A 17,945-nucleotide genomic window follows, 5' to 3' on the forward strand; every position below is an offset into this window, starting at 1 on the left:
AGCAGGCATTCCTGGTAAACTACGGCATCCTCCCGGGCCGTTCCGCGTCCCGGGATTCTGCTTGCATGCCCCTCCTCCAGCACCGGGCCATCGCCGCGGCGGCGGTCCCGCTCTTCTTGTCCATGACCGTCAACCAGGTGGCCGGCCTGGTCACCACGGCGGTGCTCGGGCGGCGCGCGACCGCCGCGCTGGCCGCGTACGCGGTGACGGCGGCCGTGCTCAACCCCGCCTTCACCGCCATCACCGGTGCGCTGCGCGGCATGGCGCCGTTCATCGCTCCCCACCGCGAGCACCCGCCTGGCGCGATCCCCGTCCTGCGGGACGCGCGGTGGCTGGCGCTCAGCGTCGCCGCGCTCGCCGCCGGAGCCGTGGCCTGCGTCCCCGTCGTCGCCTCGCTCGGCGGCGCGCCGCCTGAGGTGCTGGCGGAGCTCGGGATCTTCCCCTACCTGCTGGTCGTGCACGTGCTGCTGTACGGCCTGGGCGGCGGCGCCAACGCGGCGCTGATCGCGCTCGGCCACAGCCGCCAGGTGATCTGGGCGAGCCTCGCCGGCGCCGCCGTGTCGATCGTGCTGGTCGTCCTCCTCGTCCCCCTGATCGGCCTGCCGGGGCTGGGATGCTCGATGATCGCCGCGGGCGCCACCGCCTTCGCGGTGTCCAACCTGCGCCTGCGCCGGCTGCTCGGCGGCAGCGTGGGCAGGGGACGGCCGCGGCCCGCGGAGATCATGAAGCTGGCGCGGGTGGGCATTCCCCTGTCGGGAACGCTGCTGATCAAGTTCGCGGTGCTCGGGGTCGTCACGTACGCGGCGGTCCGCACGGGCACGCGGGAGGCCGCCGCGCACGCCGTCCTCCACACCCTGATGGGCCCGCTGATGTTCGTGTCCCTGTCGGTGGCGCAGGCGTCCGTTCCCGAGGTCGCCCGCGCTCAAGGGGTGCGCGAGGTCAGGAGCGTCACCAGGGCGGCGCTCGCGCTGGCCGTCATCGGGGTGACCGCGGGCGGAGCTCTCCTGCTCGCCTTCCGCGATCCGCTCGTCACGGTGTTCACCTCGGACGACGGCGTCAGGACTACCGTGCTGGGGCTGGCCTGGCTCATGGTCGTCATGGCGGCGGTGGACGGCTCGCAGGCCGTCATGGCCTTCGGGCTGGCGGGGCTCAAACGGTCGTCGTGGAGCCTGGGCTCGGTGGCGGCCGGCTACGGGATGCTCACGGTGGCCGCCGTGCCGGTGGCCGCGACATGGGGGCTGGCCGGGCTGTGGTGGGCGCTGATCGCCAACTCGGCCCTGCTGATCGTCCTCCAGGGGAGCGGCTTCCTCCGCCACAGCGCCCGCGCGCCCAGTTGACCCCAACCTTGCTTTAGGTTGCACGCTTGGGCGATGAACACGTTCGAGATCGGCATCATCCTGCCCGGCGTGGCAGTGCAGCGGCGGGACGGCATCGACCTGCGGGAGGCGGCCCGGCACGCCGAGGCCGCCGGCCTGGACGGCGTCTGGCACGGCGACCACCTCGCCATCGGCGGGCCGACCCTGGACGCCCCGATCGCCCTGGCCACCGCCGCCGCCGTCACTACCCGCGTCCGGATCGGCACCAGCGTCCTCGTCCCCGCCATCCGTCCCATCGCCTGGGCCGCCAAACAGGTCGCGACCCTCCAGCACGTCTCCGGCGACCGCCTCGTGCTGGGGGTCGGTTCGGGCGGCGGGCCCGGCCAGTGGGCCGCCGCCGGGGTCCCGTACGCCGAGCGCGGTCCCCGTACCGACACCGCGCTGGAACTCCTCCCCCGCCTGCTGTCGGGCCAGAAGACCGAACTCCACGACGAACCCGGCAACCCGCCCGTCGAGCTGGCGCCGCCCGCGACGACGCCCCCGATCTGGGTCGGCAACGCGTCCGGGGTGGCGATCCGGCGGGCCGCCCGCCTGGGTGACGGCTGGTTCCCCTCCCTGATCTCCCCCCGCCAGGTCGCCGAGGGCGCCGAGCTCCTCGCCGCCCTGGCCGCGGAGCACGGCAGGCCGGCCCCGGTGATCGCCATCGGCGCCACCGGCGCACTGGCCGGCGGGCCGTCCCGCGAGGAGATCGCGTCGGGCATCAGCTCCGCGTACGGCCGCCCGATCGGTGAGGTCATCGACCTCCCGCTCGCCGGCCACCCGGAAGAGGCCGCCGAGAGGCTGGCCGCCTACCGGGAAGCCGGGGCGCGGCACGCGATCGTCGGCGTCGCCGGCGACGACTGGCGGGCCGAGGTGGACCGGCTGGCGGAGGTACGCGGCCTGGTCAACCGGTAGCCGGGCCCGCCGCGGGCCCGGCGAGCAGGCGGAGTGCCTGGGCCGTGAACTCGTCGAGCGGATAGAACAGCTCGATGGCCAGCTCCGACAGCGTCACATCGGCCGGCGCGCCGAACGTGGCCATGGTGCTGAACATCGACAACTCGCCGAACGGGCTGCGGATCCTCAGCGGCACCTGGATCGGGCTCGGCGGATGTTCCGCGCCGTCCGGCTCCGACGTCACCGGATAGCGGGACACCTCCTCGTAGAGTGCCCGGAGCGTCTCGTCACCGGTGGCGTCGACCTGGCGGAGCAGCCGCCGCAGCGTGAGCGTGCGGACCTCGCCCAGGTTCGCCAGCCGGGAGGCCAGCCCGTCGGGGTGCAGGGTCAGCCGGAAGACGTTCGGCCGCGGCTCCAGCAGGTGCCCGGGCACGCCGTCCATGAGGACGGACATGGCGCGGTTGCCCGCCAGCACATCCCAGAGCCGGTCGACCACGACCGCGGGGTACGGCTCGTGCGCCGCCAGCATGGCGTCGATCGCCGACCGGACCGAGGCCAGGTAGGCGTCGTCGAGGCTGCTCTCCCGGTAGGCCGGCGCGTAGCCGGCGGCCAGCAGCAGGGTGTTGCGCTCGCGCAACGGGATGTCCAGGGCCTGCGACAGGTGGAGCACCATCGACCGGCTCGGCCGCGCGCGCCCCGTCTCGACGTACGACAGGTGCCGCGCGCTGACGTCCGCCAGGTTGGAGAGGTCGAGCTGGCTGAGCCTGCGGCGCCGCCGCCAGGCACGCAGCTGCGAACCGATCCGGGGCGGCTGCTCCACTTCCATGCCCCGGAGCCTAACGACCGTGACGAGCGGCCATGACCCCGGAGGTTATTGAGTCGACGACCCCGGCGCTGGCACCGTTCCTGTGACCAGATTTTCACCGGGAGGAGATCGACATGACGACGACCAGGACGGACGCTTCTGGACGGCTGCGGCTGATCCTTCGCGTCGACGGTTGGAGCACCGCCGTCTTCGGCGTGATCATGTTGGCCGGCGCTCAGGCGCTCAGCGGCCCGCTCGGCCTGCCGACCTCGTGGTCCATCCCGTTCGGGGTCGCCATGCTGGGCGGCGCCGCGGCCCTCGGCCTCATCGCCGGATATCCCCAGATTCCGCCGCGCCACGCGGCGTTCGTCGTCGGGGGGAACACGCTGTCGTGCGTGGCACTCCTCGTGCTCGCGTTCTCCGGCCTCATCCCGCTCACCGGGCTGGGCGTGGCGTTCCTGCTGACCGGAGCCCTGGTGGTGGCCGTCTACGCGGCGCTCGAACTCATGGGCCTGCGCCGGCTCACCGCCGCCTGAGCCCGCCGCGCTCCTACACGAACTCGCGAACGGCGGCCACCAGCTCCGGCATGGTCCTGACGACGCTCCGCGGCTGCCACTGATCGGAGCGCACGGGGTTGGCCTCGGTGTCGTCGCTCAGGAAAACGATCGTGCGCATCCCCAGCGCACGAGCCGGAACAAGATTGACCGGACGGTCGTCGACGAACACCACCTCATCAGGGGAGAGGCCCAGCGCCTCGATCACCGTCGTGTAGGCGGCTCTGTCGGGTTTGCGGGCCCGCAGATCGGAGCTGACGAACCACCGCCGCACGGGGCCCTCCAGGCCGAAACGCCGGCGTACGAGCTCGGACCAGACAGCCGTGTCATTGCTCAGGCAGGCGAGGCGCAGGCCATCGCCCCCCAGCTCCGCGAGCGCCTCCTGCACGCCTTCGTTGAGCTGGTGCCGCCCGCAGTAATCCGCGTCACGCCCTTCCCGCGACAGCCCGACGACCGACCAGAACCGGTCGGTCGTCATGCTCCCCAGCGTGGCCGAACGGTAGGCGGCGCGGATGTCCTGCTCGGTTCGCCGGCATCCGTGATCGCGCAGGTAGGGGATCAGGACACGACCCTGCACATTGCCGTACCGGTACAGGACACCCATCGCATCGAAGAGGACCACCTTCGGCCGAGGCATGACCAGAGAGTACGCCGCAGCGACCGGCGGTCCAAGCGCGCGACGCCGGCGGATCAACCAGGACAACGGCCGCTTCGAGACCCTCGGCCGGTCCAGGTCCTGCTCGGGCCCTCCATGAGGCGGGCGCCCGCCGCGTCCGTCACCGGCACATGGCGCCGATGAGCCCCGGAAAGCCCGGAAACTCCTCCCGCCCCCCCGCCACGATCTCCGCCGGCGAACGCCGCCTCCCCGGCGCGTGGCGCTCCGCGATCGCCTCGAACGCCGCATCCGGCTGCGTCTCACGGCCCGGGTCGGAGAACGCCTCCGCCGGGCCCAGGCCGTTCGCGAACACCCACAGTAGATCGCCGAGATCGCGGGCTATCACGCCGCATCCGCCCTCGGAACCGAGGTAGACGACAGGCTGCTCAATGATCGCCGCACCAGGCCGAACCAGCCAGAAGCCCACGTAGTCGCCTCCCCCGGTGGTGCCGAAGAAGCGGAATTCGCCGCCGTCGACCTCGTCGTTGCCGGTCCACAGACGAAACCACCACGCCGTCTTCTCCGGCGCCTCGAACCAGTCGTACAGCTCGAAGTCACAACCGCGGGCCTCGTCGGTCTCGTCGTCCCACTCCCACGTGAAGTCCACCTCGGCCACCTCGGCCAGAGCCACGGGCAGAACCAGCTGATCAGGGCTCTTCGTCATCCTGAGAGACTAGATCACCCCAGCGTCGTCTCACCCCGTTCAGGGCCCCTCCTGATCCTCCGCCAGGAACTCCGCGACCAGTTCCGCCGGGTTGGCGGCTCTGGTCAGGGCGAACATCTCGTCAGGGTTGAACATGTCGTAAAGGACCACCGGCAGCGCTCTCCCGAAGGTCCCGACGATCCGGCCATCCGCGTGGAGCCGCCGCGCCAGATCGACGCAGAGTCCGTGGAACTGCTGGTCAAGCCGCTCGCCGCGCTCGTCCCGCTCGTGTTCGGAGAGCTCGTCCTCGTCGTCGTACCAGAGGCCCTGCGCCACCGCCTCCCGCCGGTGCAACTCGGCGCCGGCCGGATCCCGCTCGGGATCGTGGCCGACGACACGGCGCCCCTCCAGCCCCGACGGCGGGAAATACGCGTAACTCCAGCGAGCCTCCCATGCCTCCGGCGGGCTCGGCTCCGCCAGCAGCCGGGCCACCTCGGCTTCGGTGTTGTAGCCGATCGCCACGTACGGGAACCGGGGGTCCTGGTCGACGCTGTCGATCCGGAACGTGACGACGTAAATGCCGGACCCGGCCTCCCTGGGAAACTCCGCCAGGGCGCGCACCGCCACCCGCTCCAGGTGCTGCCGAAATGTCATCGAAAACGCTCCTCAGCGGGCAGCGGCGCGGGAACCCGCTCCTGGCTCGATCTCGGCGACGGACCACCAGAGACGATCATTGATCACAGCATAGGCGAGCCGGAACGCTGCGCATCTCCCCCCACACCGCCTGGTGGCCCGCCTGCGCATCGGCGATGCTGTGACGCGTGGAGTACGTGTCCAGAGTGCCCCGACCGCCCCTGGCCGGGCTGATCGACGACCTCTACTACCTGGAGGGCACGCCGCCGTACCCCCGGCTGATGTTGCCGCCGATGCCCTCGGCGCTGCTCGTCCTCAACCTCGGGGAGCCGTTCCGCATCCGCGCCGTCACCGGCATCGAGACGGCCGCGTACGCCGACGGCTGCGTGATCACCACACCCACACGCGCCTTCGATTTCGGCTACCCGCCGGGCACCCGGTCGGTCGGCGTGCACTTCAAGCCATGGGGCCTGGCGCCGTTCCTGCCGATGCCCGCGGCCGAGCTGTGCGACCGGCCGGTGACGGTGGAGCAGGTCTGGGGCCGCCCTGCCGTCACCGGGCTGCGGGACCGGCTGGCCACGGCGGCCGGTCCGTACGAGATGCTGACGCTGCTCGAGGACGAGCTGATGCGACGGCTCCGCGAAACGGCCGGCCTGGGGCTGGTCCGCCACACGAGCAGCGCCATCGAGGCGGCCGCGGGAGCGCTGGCGATCGGCGACCTGAGCGCGGCGGCCGGCGTCAGCAGCACCCATCTGGCACAGCGGTTCAAACAGCTCATCGGCGTCACGCCGAAGCGGCTCGCCCGCACCTACCGCTTCGCCACCACCGTGTTCGCGATCGACCCCACAGGACCGGTCGACTGGGCCGGCCTCGCCGATCGCGCGGGCTATTTCGACCAGGCCCACTTCGGCCACGAGTTCCGGACGTTCACGGGACTCACACCCACCCGGTACGTCGACGTCCGGCTGCGCTTCCTGCGCGAACACCCCGGCCACGCCCTCGACGTGGGGCCACTGCCGGCCGATTGATTTCTTACAAGAGCCGGCGACCCCCGACCCGCCACCATGGGTACTTCCCGAGCAGAGGAGAGATCCATGGGCAAAGTGGTCATGTACAGCACGGTGTCGGTGGACGGCTTCATCTCGGACAAGAACGACCAGGTCGGGCCGCTGTTCGACTGGATGTCCAGCGGTGACGTCCCGCTGGACGAGACCGGGGACGTGAAGGTGTCGCAGGCGTCCTACGACTACACCCGGCCGTACTGGGACCAGATCGGGGTGACCGTCGTCGGCCGCCACGTCTTCGACCTGACGGACGGCTGGGGCGGCAGGCCGCCGGGCGGGATCGACCACGTGGTGGTGGTGTCGCACCGGCCGATGCCCGAAGGCTGGGATCCCAAGGCGCCGTTCCACTTCGTCGACGGCATCGAGGCCGCCATGGCCAGGGCGCAGGAACTGGCGGGCGAGCGCACGGTCGAGGTCGCCGCCGGGGCCGTCGGCGGCCAGGTGCTGGCAGCGGGCCTCGTGGACGAGGTCGCCATGGACGTCGCTCCCGTCGTGTTCGGATCCGGCAAGCGCTATTTCGGCTCGGTCGACGTGCAGCACCTCCTCGAGGACCCCGACGTGGTGATCCAGGGCACCCGGGTGCTCCACCTGCGCTACCGGGTGCGCAGATAACCGGTCCGAGCGAGTACGGACCTGATCCGCCCAGGGTCAGGTCGGCTTCCGATCAGCCTTCTCCACAGCCCGGGAAGATGGTGACTGCCGACGGTGCGCCAGCCCTGCAAACGAGCCATGACTCGCCCGCGCCAACACCGCAAGAGCACGCAAGATTTCCGGCCGTTCGCCCGGCTCGGCACCCCGGAGCGCGACGATCGCCACGATCGTCATCGCCACGGCAGGAACCGCGACGGCCACAACGATCGCGATCGCGAACACCGACAACTGCATGACCCGCACCCTCCGCCTGCTCAGGTCGAGCAGGCCGGGGCTCAGCTCGACCAGTAATAGCGCACACTGGCAAGCTGAGTTCCCCTCACCTGGCGGGTCTCAGACGGGACTTCGACATCCCATTCGGTTGTCCCGGGGAACGTCTGCAGTCACGAACGATCAACAGGTTGGGGCGCGTTCCATCACCCCGAGGTCTCTCCCGCCCGCCTACGCGGACCGACAACTCCGGGAGTAGCACGCAGGGTTTCCAGGGCCCCCCTGTGTGTACTGTGCCGTGATGACGAAGCTGCCGCCAAGGGATACTCCCCTCACTTGGAGGATGCCTCCCGCACGCCGATCCGTCAACGGCCGAGGGCGAATGCGCGGACCTGCCGATGAGCCTGGCTTCCGGAGCGGCGTCACGCGCGAAGCACGGCGGAGATCGTCATCGGCCCATTCTGACCCATGCGGACCCCGCCAGGAGGCGAAGCGATGGCCGGTGAGGCGGTCGAGGGCTGCGCACGCGCCGATGCGGTCAGCCGCCAACGGTGAACATCGTCCAGTCGTCACCGCAGCCGTCGAACCGGTGGCTACCCTTCTCCTGAAAGTTCAACGACGAACCGATGACCAGGTCCTTCACCGTGCGCGAGACCAGGATCTGCCCCTCCCCGGCGAGGCGCGCGACCTGGTGCGCGAGCTCATATGCCTGACCGACGAGCCGGCCGTCGCGAAACTCCACCTCACCTACGTGCACGCCCGCTCGGAAATCATGAGCGGCCGTTGCGGCACGCATCGCCAGCGCGCACCGGATCGCGCGTGCCGCGCCGTCGAAGGTTGCGACCACTCCTTGTACGTTGGTCTCGACCAAGCTGCCTCGGCTCCGCCCGATGGCCGAGGGAGCGGCTGCATGGTGAGCCGACGCAGCGGCCTCTGACACGGTGGTGATCAGGATCGTGGCGAGCATGCGATTCGTCTCCAGGGGCTGACTCGCCGCTTCTTGAACGAACTGCTCGACGATGTCGGCAAGTTCGCCGACATCGCCGACACCGAGCAGGTGGTCGCCCGACTGCTCCAGATACCGGGCACCCGGCAGGTGTTCGGCAAGGTAGCGTCCGAGATCGGGCCGGCTGATCCGGTCGTTGCGCCGCTGCACGACCAGCACCGGCGCGCTGACAGCCGGCAGGATCTTCCGCACGTCGATATCACGGACCAGGCGAAGCATCCGCAGGAAGGCGCCTGGGCTGACGGACATGCGTTCGCGGCGTGCCAATCCCCGGCGCGCGCTATCCGTGCTCGCGAGGCTCGGCGCGTACCACTCAATGGTGTTGCCCTGTCCCCAGCCGCGCTGGGCGATCTGTTCGAGCGCGGCCAGCATGCCTTCGGAGTCCCCTCCACACGGGTAGTCAGGCGCCCAGGTCCAGCGTGCTGCTGCGCCGAACAGCACCAGACCGGTGACCCGCTCTGGAAAGGTGGCGGCGAACAGGACGCTCATCGGGCCGCCCTCGGAGTAGCCAATCAGCACGGCACGCTTGCTGCCGCACGCGTCCATGACCGCGCGGACGTCGTCCATCCGCTGCTCGAGCGTGTCTTCGCCGGTGGCGGGGTCCGACAGCCCGGTGTCCCGCTTGTCGAAAATGATCAGGCGGCCGGTTGCGGCGAGCCGGCGCATGAAGCCGGCCGTGTTCGGGTCTTCCCACCACAGATCGAGGTGGCTGTAGATGCCTGGCACGAACACGATGTCCGGTTCGCCATCGCCGATCACCTGATAGGCGATGTGACCCGTGCCGTTCCAGACGTACTGCGGGGTCGGCGCGATCCAGCCGTCCTTGTCCGTTCCGATGGCTCGCGGTGCCGGATCGGCGCGGGAGCCAAGGTCCTGCGCGAGTACGCGCCGTTCCAGATCCCGCAGCTCCCGGCTGGGGGACAGGCCGAGCTCGTCAGCCAGCAGTCGGCGAACCTCGCGGTAGACGGCCAGCGCCTCGCCCTGCCGGCCGGCGCCGTAGAGAGCCCGGATGCGCAGCGACCACAGCCGCTCGCGCAGCGGGTGCTCGGCCGTCAGAGCAGCGAGCTCGCCAAGCACCTCGCAGTACCGTCCGCTCATCAGATCCGCCTCGAGACGCACCTCGACGGCGGTCAGCCGAAGCTCTTCGAGTCTCGACCCCTCCGAAGCGACGAAGGGCAAGTCACCCAGGTCCGCCAGCACCGGCCCGCGCCACAGAGCCAGCGCTTCGACCGCCCGCAGACGGGCGGTCATGGCGTCGTTGACATCGAGCGCGGAGACCGCCTGTTCGAGCAGCCTCTCGAATCGGACCGAGTCGAGCTCGTGGCCACCCAGCTCCAGCTGGTAGCCGGGCGGCCTGGTCACGAGGCCCTCCGCCATGCCCGCTATCCGGAGTCTGCGACGCAACTCGCTGACTCTCACATGCAGATTGGCGATCGCCCGGTCCACCTCGAGGCGTGGCCACAGTTCTTCGGCGAACCGGTCAGCGGGCACGACCTGCCCAGCATTCACCAGCAACAGGCCCAGCACCGCCCGCGTTCTCATCCCGCCGAGCTCCAGCCACGCGTTCTCGGCGCCCACCTCGATCGGGCCGAGAATGTTGAACTTCATGCGGCGCCCCCCGCGAGCAATACGTTCAGTATGCGCATGGTAACCGAGTAGTAAGCGGATAGTCAGCCCCATGCGTCACTCTGTTGGTCCAGCCGGCTGGACGGGTCAATCCCCAACAGCAACCGGCGTACGTTCGGCGCATTTCTTACCACCGGAGGCCTCATGAAGATCAAGCCATTCGCCGACATGAGAAGAAAACACCTGACCGCGGTGAGCGTTGCCGCGATCACGACCTCGCTGAGTTTTGCGCTCTCCGGATCGGCACACGCCATCACGGCCCCCGCCACTTCGGCCACCGCCATGATCCGCTGCTCCGTCGGCGGCATGACCGACACCCACGACAGCTCTCCGAAAAAGGTCTACGCCGGCGCGTGGATCAATTGCAAGGCTCCGAGTTTCACACCCCTGAAGCTGCGCATTCAGCTCTTCCGCTCAGGCACACTCGTCGACACCGGCATCTGCGAAGCGTCGAATTACAGCCGATATTGCGATGCCTCCGTCACGGTAACCGACCGCACGTCGGGCAAACAGCGATGGTACGGCAGAGTCAGAGCCTCGTGGGACAGCGGCAGCAAGAGCTTCACCACCAACTCCATCAAGCATTAGATCCAAAAAGAGGTTCCCATGAGCCGGCAGATGACCGCACTCAAGATCACCGTAGCGGCTGGACTCGCGCTCGCGCCGATGAGTCCCGCCAACGCCACGGCAGCCAAATCGACCACAACCGCGAGCGCCGCCAAAGCGACGACAGCGTCCTTCTGCACCGCCTGGGCCCTAGCGGATAGAGTTGACCAGTCCGGAAAAATGTATGGCGCCGGTGGAGTCCGCTGCAAGGGCCGGACAGCCGGACGGTTGACCGTGACCCTTTACCGCAACAACAGCAAGGTCAGATCCGCCAATGAAGCCTGCCCTCGGAATCGCTATTGCAGCGCAAGCACCGGGACCAAACAGAACTCCAGCGGCAGCCAGGAATGGTGCGCGAGGGCGCAATTCCACGACGTCATCGGAGGCGATTACTATATCAAATGGGAGTGCATGATAGCCTGAAAACTCGATGCGGCTGTTTCCGTAGATCCCTTCACGCAGCTCTTCAGCACCGCCGACAGCTCGACGACGGTTGTCAGGCGAGAGGCGCGCCGCCGCGAGCCTGGAAGCCCGGCCGATATATTCCGCCGGCTGCGGGCGACCCCGCACGTGTCGCACCGCGTCAGAACGAACCAAAGGCTCTTCCCGATCATCGCGAAGGGCCTTTGAGCTGGGAGCCGCCTTGGGGATTCGAACCCCAGACCCTTCACTACGAGCAAAATCGAACGAGTGTTCCCAGCCGATCAATAGTCCTCGCTGCCCTGCTCGACTATCCGTTGACGTCCGTCAATGTCCGCGATCGCCTGCCGCCGTTGTCACTGAAAACGTCACAGAAGACTGGCTCCGTTCGCGACTTTCGGCGCCACGTTGCCGGCGCCGCGTGCCGAGATGTTCGTGGGAACCGGCATCACTTGTGGATCTTGCCCGCCGGTGGCGCCGGCGGTAGCTCCGGAGCCCCGTGCACCCTCCGTGCAATCGATCATGAACGAGCCGGGTGCCAGTGTGCGGATCTGCCGATGAGCGCACCCCTGACTTTCGGTGCGACGTCACGTAACGAGCACGGCGGTGAGCATCGAGAGATACGACTCGTGGGCGAGTCGCAGGCCGTCAAGGTCGGACGTCTCGAACCACGCCACAGCGTCATGCTCGTCCGGCGCGGCGTTGACCGGTGTTCCGGTCCACCTGTCGACCAACCAGATCTGCATGTCGAACGTCGCGGTCCGGATCTCATGCATCGGCGGGCCGAGCGGCTCCGATGCCGCGATTCCCAACTCCTCCCGAAGCTCGCGGACAAGGCTCTCTTTCGGATCCTCCCCCTCCTCCACATGACCGCCCGGCAGGTCCCACACGTCGGGATACCAACGGCGTCCGGCGCTTCGATGGCACAGCAACACCCGATCGCCGTCGCGAAGAACGGCCGTCACGATCCGGACCGGCGTCACCTCCGTCAGCATCGGCCCAGAGTACCCTCGACCACTCCACGGCAACCTGGAGGGCTTCGCGCTTACACTCCCCAAGCAGCAGGCAGCCCGGCTGGAGGAAATCTCCCGTGCACAGGAACTCGCCCCGAACAACGGCACGACGAGCACCCGCGCCGCCTGAGCTTCATGGATCCCGGTAGCCAACAGTGGGTCATCTTTCATGACTCTTAGCAGTCATCCATGCCAGGTAAGTAAGTGTCCTACCAGAATCCTTGATCCCGTCTGCGCTGTGACGCCCGCACCGGACACGGCGGCGCAGGAAGGCCGTGGACGTCAGGCGCCGAGCGGGCCGTGCGCCTGCGCCGACAGGTCGTGCCAGTCGGTCCAGGTCTTGAGCCGGTCCGCGTACGTCTGCTGGATCATGGGGTAGAAGTCCTGGCCGAACAGCACGCGCAGAGGCGGGTCGTCGGTGTCCGCGAGGGTGAGCAGCGCCTGGGCAGCGGCGGCCGGGTCACCCGTGGGCTGCTGCGCGTTGGCCGCGAGTTGCCGGCGCAGCTCGTCGTAGGCCGGGTCCATCTGCGCCATGTGGCCGTAGTCGAGAGGGTTGTTAGCGTCCCGGGTGGCGAAGGCGTCCGGCTCGATGATGGTCACCTTGACGCCGAACGCGGCGACCTCGCCGGCGAGGGCCTCGTTGAGGCCTTCCAGGGCCCACTTGGAGGCGTGATAGGCGCCGACGAGCGGCATGGCGACGATCCCGGCCACCGAGGAGAGCTGGATGATGTGCCCGGAGCGCTGCTCGCGCAGGTGGGGCAGGGCGGCCTGGATCACCCACACCGCGCCGAACAGGTTGGTCTCCATCTGGTCGCGCAGCTCCTGCTCGCTCAGCTCCTCGACCGCGCCGACCTGGGTGAAGCCGGCGTTGTTCACGACGACGTCCAGGCGGCCGAAGTGCTCCTTGGCCTGCACCACGCTGTCGAAGACGGCCGGCTTGTCGGTCACGTCCAGCTCCAGCGGCAGCAGCGCGTCGCCGTAGGCGGTGACCAGGTCGTCCAGACTCGCCGTGGTGCGGGCGGTCGCGGCGACCCGGTCGCCCCGAGACAGGGCGGCCTCGACGAAGTTACGGCCGAGCCCGCGCGACGAGCCGGTGATGAACCAGACCTTGTTCATGATGTCCTTCCGTCCCCGTCCAGGCCGCGGTAGTCGTGCGGCGGTCACCGCGCGCCAGGCCGGGGCGATCACTCATGGAGATGTGCGCCGCGCGGAAAGTTCGCGCGGCTCCTGACCAAACATGAGGCGCCGGCGCCCCCTTCCCCGTGACAGCGCCGCCGTGTGACATGCGCCACCGTCACGGATGTCACACGGCGGTGCAGCGCGGCGGCTTGCGCGCGAAATCGAGAGCGGACAGGCAGGACCCGGCCCGCAGGGTTCCACCGCCGCGCCGCACGCAGGCGATGCATGCAGGACCATGAACGGTTATCCGAGCATCACGAGGCCATGGTCCTGTGGGCCATGATCATCCCCATGGGGCGACGACTCGCACGATCCGCGTCTCCCACATCGACCTGACGATCAGCTTGTACACGGGCACTTAGACACTCAGAAGCCCTCCGGATAATCCCGGAGGGCTTCTGACCTGGAGCCGCCTTCGGGATTCGAACCCGAGACCCCTTCATTACGAGCAAAATCGAACGCACGTTCCTATACGGCGGAAAGCCCCGGCTGGCCTGTTCGGCTGTCCGCTGGCGTCCGTCAACGTCCGAGATCGCTTGCCCTCGTTGTCACTCAGAACGTCACCCAGTACGCGAAGCAGATCGGCGCTTCGCGCGCCATTCCGGAGCCGTGCTTCGCACGGAGAACCGCTGCAACATGGTGCAGCCTGCTTCTACCGCGCGCAGCGCTATGAGGCGCGCGAAGCGCCGTTCAGATCTTGAAGCTGTTCAGGGACAGCAGGGACACCCGCCGTAGAGCGTGTCCCTCATGAACATAAACGTTTGCGCTGGTCAGACGGCGAGCAGGGACAGCGGGGACGCCAGGGACACACATCGTGGTCGCGGCTTCGCGAATCGCTGCTGGGGTAGAGGGCTGGCGAGGATGTCTTGCGAAGCGTGGCGCGGACAGACCCGGAATAAAGCGGGCTCGATCCCCACATCCGCCTATTTATCCCCGAAGGCCCCATAAGCGCCTCTCTATAACACGCATCGGAGTATGGCGTATTACGTTACTGTGATGGACAGAGATGACTCTAGAGACGCCGTTCTAGCCCGCACCGACCATGTATGGCTAGAGGTCTACAATGCGCTCACCAACGGCATCAAGACTGCTATCTACCTGCACGAAGTCGCGGAGTGGGATTTCCGGGACGACAAACACTTATACCAGCATATGATCCGCCGAAAAGCGATCGAGGCATTCAAATCTCTCGCGCCAGAGGGTGACACTGCATTGGACCAGAGCGACGCTACCGACCTGCCGATGAGCGGGCTCATCCTCGCACTCGAACAAGACATAGTCCGGATATGGCACATCGCGACTGCCGACATCCCCAAACCGACAACACCTGCCAAGCTTGAGTTCGTGGACCAGCCAGCCAGCGGCCAAGCCAGCTTGTTCGACCCCCACGAGTTCCTTGGACGCCTACGGCGGCGCAAACCAGAGCTCAACCACCTGATCTTACGCTGGACGGTCAAAGATCACGAGATCGAGCGGTACGAACTGATTCGGCCAGCAGGGACCTGGAAGGGAAGGGTGGCCATCGACTGGAGAAAGGACCTGCTCTCACGCTTCAGACAGCCACCAGGCAAGCCGGAACGCGGTAGCCAGGGTTGAGTGTGAAGCCGAGTCCGGGCAGGTCACTGTCCTTCCAGAACGGCGGGGACGGCCTTACCCGCGAACTGTTCCGCGCTGGTTGGGCGCTCTTGCAGGTCAAGTCCCCCTTCAGGGACAGAGGGGGACATCAGAGACACTCACCTGAGACGCGGGTGTGCATGCGCGCACCCGTCCGATGGTCTTAACGCGGTTCAAGCCGTCGTAGGGGCTACTACCGATTCCGGCTGCCCCTGAAACAAGTGCGTCAGGGTGTGTTGCCGTCCACTGGGTGGCCGTCCTCGGGAGGCTTCGGACCGGCGAACGAGCCCAGGCCTGGGACCGTGTAGATCACGCCTTCCTCGCGAAGGTGCGCGATCACCTTTCGCGCCGTTCCGCGCGCGATGCCGAACTCCTGGACCATCGATTGCTCGGAGTCCACCAGGTCGCCCGGCGACATGGCCGCGATCCGCCGGCACATCTCGTCGGCCACCTGTCGCCACACGGGACGATCCTTCCGGAACTCCATCACAGCTCGACCGTAAGCAGGCGTGGACGTGCTCGGAAATGCAGCTACGTTCATGAACGGGCATGTACGTGTATGAACGTGTGGCGGTAGAGTCAGCGCATGGCCAAGTTGGAGCTTCCCGACTTCGACGCGTGGCAGGAGGAGTCCGGCATGTACAGAGCGAGACACAAGAGGACGAAGCAGGAGATCGAAGCCGACACATGGCGTCGACTCGAACTGCTCGCGTGCGCGTACAGATCGGGGTCATGCTAAGTGAGTCCGCCGGTGTCCGCGATTCCTGATCAACCGCTGGACATCGACTGGAGCGCCTACGACGCACGAGGGACACGCTCCCGCGTCCGGGAGTTCGTGACACGCGGCGCGATCGAGTACGAACTATGCCTTGAGGGTGGGCAGTACGTCATCCGGCGAACCGACCGGCGGCGCGCGAACCATCCCACGGTCGTCGAAGCTGGCCGAAACCAATGCCGTCAGGCCATGCTTGAGCTTTGGCGGCTCATCGTCGAGGGATACGCCGACTAGGTTCGGTCACCTCACCCACGCTGCATGACCTGCGCAAACGATGGCCGTGCAGGCAAGGATCTTCCGGAGAGTTCGGCGCAAGTTCAGCGTGGGGGCGGCACAGGGTCATGCCGCCGGACCGGCAACGGAACCCACCCTGGGATATGGAGATCACCCACCCGATTAACTGGAGGTTGAGACATGGTTCTTCCTCTCCGAGGTACCGCCTTCCTTGACCAATACGACGCTGCCAGCACCGACGCGCGGAGAGGTCTGGGGGCGGCGATCTCACTTGCAGGGCCATGTCATCCCTGGCCTGCTGGGCACGTGGCCCAGCTCCAGCGGGCCGTACGCGCACGAGTCGGCGAGGCCTGCTCCCATCTGACGGCGCCGACGGTGATACACGCGGCCGTATGGGCGCCGGGCCGGCTCGTCTGCGCAGCCTGCACCGCCCACCTTGTTGCCGCCTCACCTGCATGTGATCACTGCGGCAAGGTCACGGACCGCGTCCGCACAGGTCTATGTGTCGTCGGCCCCATCCAGCTCGCCTTTCGGCTGTGCCCTGCCTGTACGGCCGGCATGGGAAGCCCGTGAGCCGCATCTCGCCGCAGCTGGCATATGACTGGGAGGTGTTCCACAGCGCCGACGACACGTCCGAGGTCGGCTCGGCCGGCACCTGCCGCAGTGAACTCGGCGCCACGGTGGCGCTAAGTGTCGCTATGACACAACCCGGAGCATGCTGGGGGCGAGTCGTGAGGCGTGACGTGCAACTTGATCAGGCCGAAGACGCATGGCGAAGCGCCGTCATCCGCTTCGCCGAACGCAGCTCCACAGGAGCAGTCCAGTGGACGCCACGGCTCGATACGTGATCGCTCACGCCGTTGCACTCGAATAGCGCCTGCCTTAATCTGATCATTAATGAAAAATTCGCCCGATGAAACTCTCCAACTAGACGTTGTCGACTGCGAGGGCAGAACCACGGCGGCAACACTCAGGCTCTATAACTCAGTTCCAGCCCGGCTCACACTTACCTGCCAGAATGTCCTACTGGATGTGGACGGCGATGACCTATACATTTGCCTTTTCCATCTCCGCCGCCGGTTAGAAGCCGAAGGCTTAAACCTCTGCTGTCAAGGAGCACGAGCGAATGTCGGCCCATCAGGCCTACTTCGACAATTCACCAACGGTCGCATGGGATACGTCTTGGCGTCCACACGTCCATTCGAGGAAGTCGACTTGTTCGCACCCGCCCAGCCCCACGAGATCGCTTCGCTCGAGCAACAACGTGAAACCATCTTCCGTTTTTATGGGTGGCTTCAAGATCCAGGCATAGCCGGGCAGAAGAAGCCCAGCTCAGAGCCATGATCGCGGTCGAGGCCTTCGGTGATCAGTTGTTGACACCACGGGGGACAACCCTCAGTCCGGTCGAGCGGTCTTCTACACTGGCATTCCCGTACCCGAAACCCCTGATCTGCCGAGGAGTCCGGCCTGGATGTCTGATCGATCAGGCCCCGACCCTGAAGCCGAGTGGTGGACGACGTCCGACGTCGCCGCCTTCCTTGGTGTGCGGGTAGCGACCATCAGCACGTATCGGCGTCGCGGGCAGATGCCCGAACCGGATCTCACGGTGGGCCGCACTCACGTATGGAAGCCGAGTCGCATCGTCAGCTGGCATGAGTCGAGGCCACGGCCCGGAGTCGGTGGGCGTCCTGTCCCCTCAGCCGGTTCGGAGGGCCAGGACTGAGTCACCTCTCCAGCTGGGCGCGCAACTCTTCGGCTGATATCGCACAGCGGAATCCGGTGTCGTCGTCCATCATGAGCGGCGAGGCGTCGTTGAATTTCGATGGCGTCGCCCGGAAGAACGGACTCGTGAAGGCGCTCCCCTTGAGTTCGTACCTCACCGGGTCTTCCTGACTGCGAGTCGAGCACCATTCCCAGGTATTGCCACACATGTCGTAGACGCCGTACACGCTCACACCGCTGTGGTACGTGTCGCGGCAAGACCAAGACCGAAGCCAAGGAGAAGCTC

At 67.4% G+C, this 17,945-nt stretch carries 18 protein-coding genes; 8 read left to right on the plus strand and 10 right to left on the minus strand.

The window, feature by feature from the left end:
• Positions 1–65 precede the first annotated feature (65 nt).
• Both ACTWPV_RS25425 and ACTWPV_RS25430 read left to right on the plus strand, forming a co-directional pair.
• The gene (locus ACTWPV_RS25425; RefSeq protein ID WP_443153694.1) at positions 66–1,337 is read left to right on the plus strand and encodes an MATE family efflux transporter; all 1,272 of its coding nucleotides are present in this window, start codon (positions 66–68) and stop codon (positions 1,335–1,337) included.
• Between the two features lie 33 nt (positions 1,338–1,370).
• Positions 1,371–2,270 carry an LLM class flavin-dependent oxidoreductase gene (locus tag ACTWPV_RS25430; RefSeq protein WP_443153695.1) on the plus strand — a complete coding sequence of 300 codons (900 nt, stop codon included), beginning with the start codon at positions 1,371–1,373 and terminating at the stop codon, positions 2,268–2,270.
• On the opposite strand, the gene ACTWPV_RS25435 is transcribed toward ACTWPV_RS25430, so the two are convergent.
• Complete coding sequence (locus ACTWPV_RS25435; protein WP_347648057.1) at positions 2,260–3,075, minus strand: helix-turn-helix domain-containing protein; 816 nt, start codon at positions 3,073–3,075, stop codon at positions 2,260–2,262. The two genes, ACTWPV_RS25430 and ACTWPV_RS25435, sit on opposite strands and share 11 nt — an antisense overlap.
• 113 nt (positions 3,076–3,188) lie before the next feature.
• On the opposite strand from ACTWPV_RS25435, the gene ACTWPV_RS25440 reads away from it, so the two are divergent.
• Positions 3,189–3,590: a hypothetical protein gene (locus tag ACTWPV_RS25440; RefSeq protein WP_443153696.1), complete on the plus strand. Its 402-nt coding sequence runs from the start codon at positions 3,189–3,191 to the stop codon at positions 3,588–3,590.
• A 13-nt stretch (positions 3,591–3,603) separates the two neighbouring features.
• On the opposite strand, the gene ACTWPV_RS25445 is transcribed toward ACTWPV_RS25440, so the two are convergent.
• The 3 genes from ACTWPV_RS25445 to ACTWPV_RS25455 all read right to left on the minus strand — a co-directional run bounded on the left by ACTWPV_RS25445 (position 3,604) and on the right by ACTWPV_RS25455 (position 5,560).
• Positions 3,604–4,245, minus strand: a complete 642-nt coding sequence (locus ACTWPV_RS25445; RefSeq protein WP_443153697.1) for an HAD family hydrolase — start codon at positions 4,243–4,245, stop codon at positions 3,604–3,606.
• Between the two features lie 139 nt (positions 4,246–4,384).
• Complete coding sequence (locus ACTWPV_RS25450; protein ID WP_443153698.1) at positions 4,385–4,894, minus strand: SMI1/KNR4 family protein; 510 nt, start codon at positions 4,892–4,894, stop codon at positions 4,385–4,387.
• 72 nt (positions 4,895–4,966) lie between these two features.
• Complete coding sequence (locus tag ACTWPV_RS25455; RefSeq protein WP_443153699.1) at positions 4,967–5,560, minus strand: hypothetical protein; 594 nt, start codon at positions 5,558–5,560, stop codon at positions 4,967–4,969.
• Positions 5,561–5,727: 167 nt separating this feature from the next.
• Here ACTWPV_RS25455 and ACTWPV_RS25460 point away from each other — a divergent pair, with 167 nt between their 5' ends.
• The gene (locus ACTWPV_RS25460; protein WP_443153700.1) at positions 5,728–6,567 is read left to right on the plus strand and encodes a helix-turn-helix domain-containing protein; all 840 of its coding nucleotides are present in this window, start codon (positions 5,728–5,730) and stop codon (positions 6,565–6,567) included.
• Between the two features lie 66 nt (positions 6,568–6,633).
• Entirely contained in the window at positions 6,634–7,215 is a 582-nt protein-coding gene (locus ACTWPV_RS25465) for a dihydrofolate reductase family protein (protein WP_443153701.1), read from the plus strand.
• A gap of 36 nt (positions 7,216–7,251) precedes the next feature.
• On the opposite strand, the gene ACTWPV_RS25470 is transcribed toward ACTWPV_RS25465, so the two are convergent.
• Complete coding sequence (locus ACTWPV_RS25470; protein ID WP_443153702.1) at positions 7,252–7,488, minus strand: hypothetical protein; 237 nt, start codon at positions 7,486–7,488, stop codon at positions 7,252–7,254.
• 514 nt (positions 7,489–8,002) lie between these two features.
• Entirely contained in the window at positions 8,003–10,078 is a 2,076-nt protein-coding gene (locus ACTWPV_RS25475; RefSeq protein WP_443153703.1) for an alpha/beta fold hydrolase, read from the minus strand.
• 162 nt (positions 10,079–10,240) lie between these two features.
• Here ACTWPV_RS25475 and ACTWPV_RS25480 point away from each other — a divergent pair, with 162 nt between their 5' ends.
• Together ACTWPV_RS25480 and ACTWPV_RS25485 are read left to right on the plus strand one after the other, a co-directional pair.
• A complete protein-coding gene (locus ACTWPV_RS25480; RefSeq protein WP_443153704.1) occupies positions 10,241–10,684 on the plus strand; it encodes a hypothetical protein in 444 nt (147 codons plus the stop codon).
• A gap of 18 nt (positions 10,685–10,702) precedes the next feature.
• Positions 10,703–11,125, plus strand: a complete 423-nt coding sequence (locus tag ACTWPV_RS25485) for a hypothetical protein (protein ID WP_443153705.1) — start codon at positions 10,703–10,705, stop codon at positions 11,123–11,125.
• Positions 11,126–11,709: 584 nt separating this feature from the next.
• Here ACTWPV_RS25485 and ACTWPV_RS25490 read toward each other — a convergent pair.
• Both ACTWPV_RS25490 and ACTWPV_RS25495 read right to left on the minus strand, forming a co-directional pair.
• A complete protein-coding gene (locus ACTWPV_RS25490; RefSeq protein WP_443153706.1) occupies positions 11,710–12,117 on the minus strand; it encodes an NUDIX domain-containing protein in 408 nt (135 codons plus the stop codon).
• 300 nt (positions 12,118–12,417) lie between these two features.
• On the minus strand, positions 12,418–13,251 hold the full coding sequence (locus ACTWPV_RS25495) for an SDR family NAD(P)-dependent oxidoreductase (protein WP_347648066.1): 834 nt from the start codon (positions 13,249–13,251) through the stop codon (positions 12,418–12,420).
• 1,059 nt (positions 13,252–14,310) lie between these two features.
• Between ACTWPV_RS25495 and ACTWPV_RS25500 the strand changes: the two genes are divergently transcribed.
• Entirely contained in the window at positions 14,311–14,910 is a 600-nt protein-coding gene (locus tag ACTWPV_RS25500; RefSeq protein ID WP_443153707.1) for a hypothetical protein, read from the plus strand.
• Positions 14,911–15,154: 244 nt separating this feature from the next.
• Here the strand turns inward: ACTWPV_RS25500 and ACTWPV_RS25505 are convergent, their stop codons facing one another.
• Entirely contained in the window at positions 15,155–15,391 is a 237-nt protein-coding gene (locus tag ACTWPV_RS25505; RefSeq protein ID WP_443153708.1) for a GntR family transcriptional regulator, read from the minus strand.
• Between the two features lie 2,270 nt (positions 15,392–17,661).
• Positions 17,662–17,892 carry an SUMF1/EgtB/PvdO family nonheme iron enzyme gene (locus tag ACTWPV_RS25510; RefSeq protein WP_443153709.1) on the minus strand — a complete coding sequence of 77 codons (231 nt, stop codon included), beginning with the start codon at positions 17,890–17,892 and terminating at the stop codon, positions 17,662–17,664.
• Positions 17,893–17,945 lie beyond the last annotated feature (53 nt).

This window comes from Nonomuraea sp. KM88, assembly GCF_052245635.1.
In the GTDB taxonomy this organism is placed as follows: Bacteria; Actinomycetota; Actinomycetes; order Streptosporangiales; family Streptosporangiaceae; genus Nonomuraea.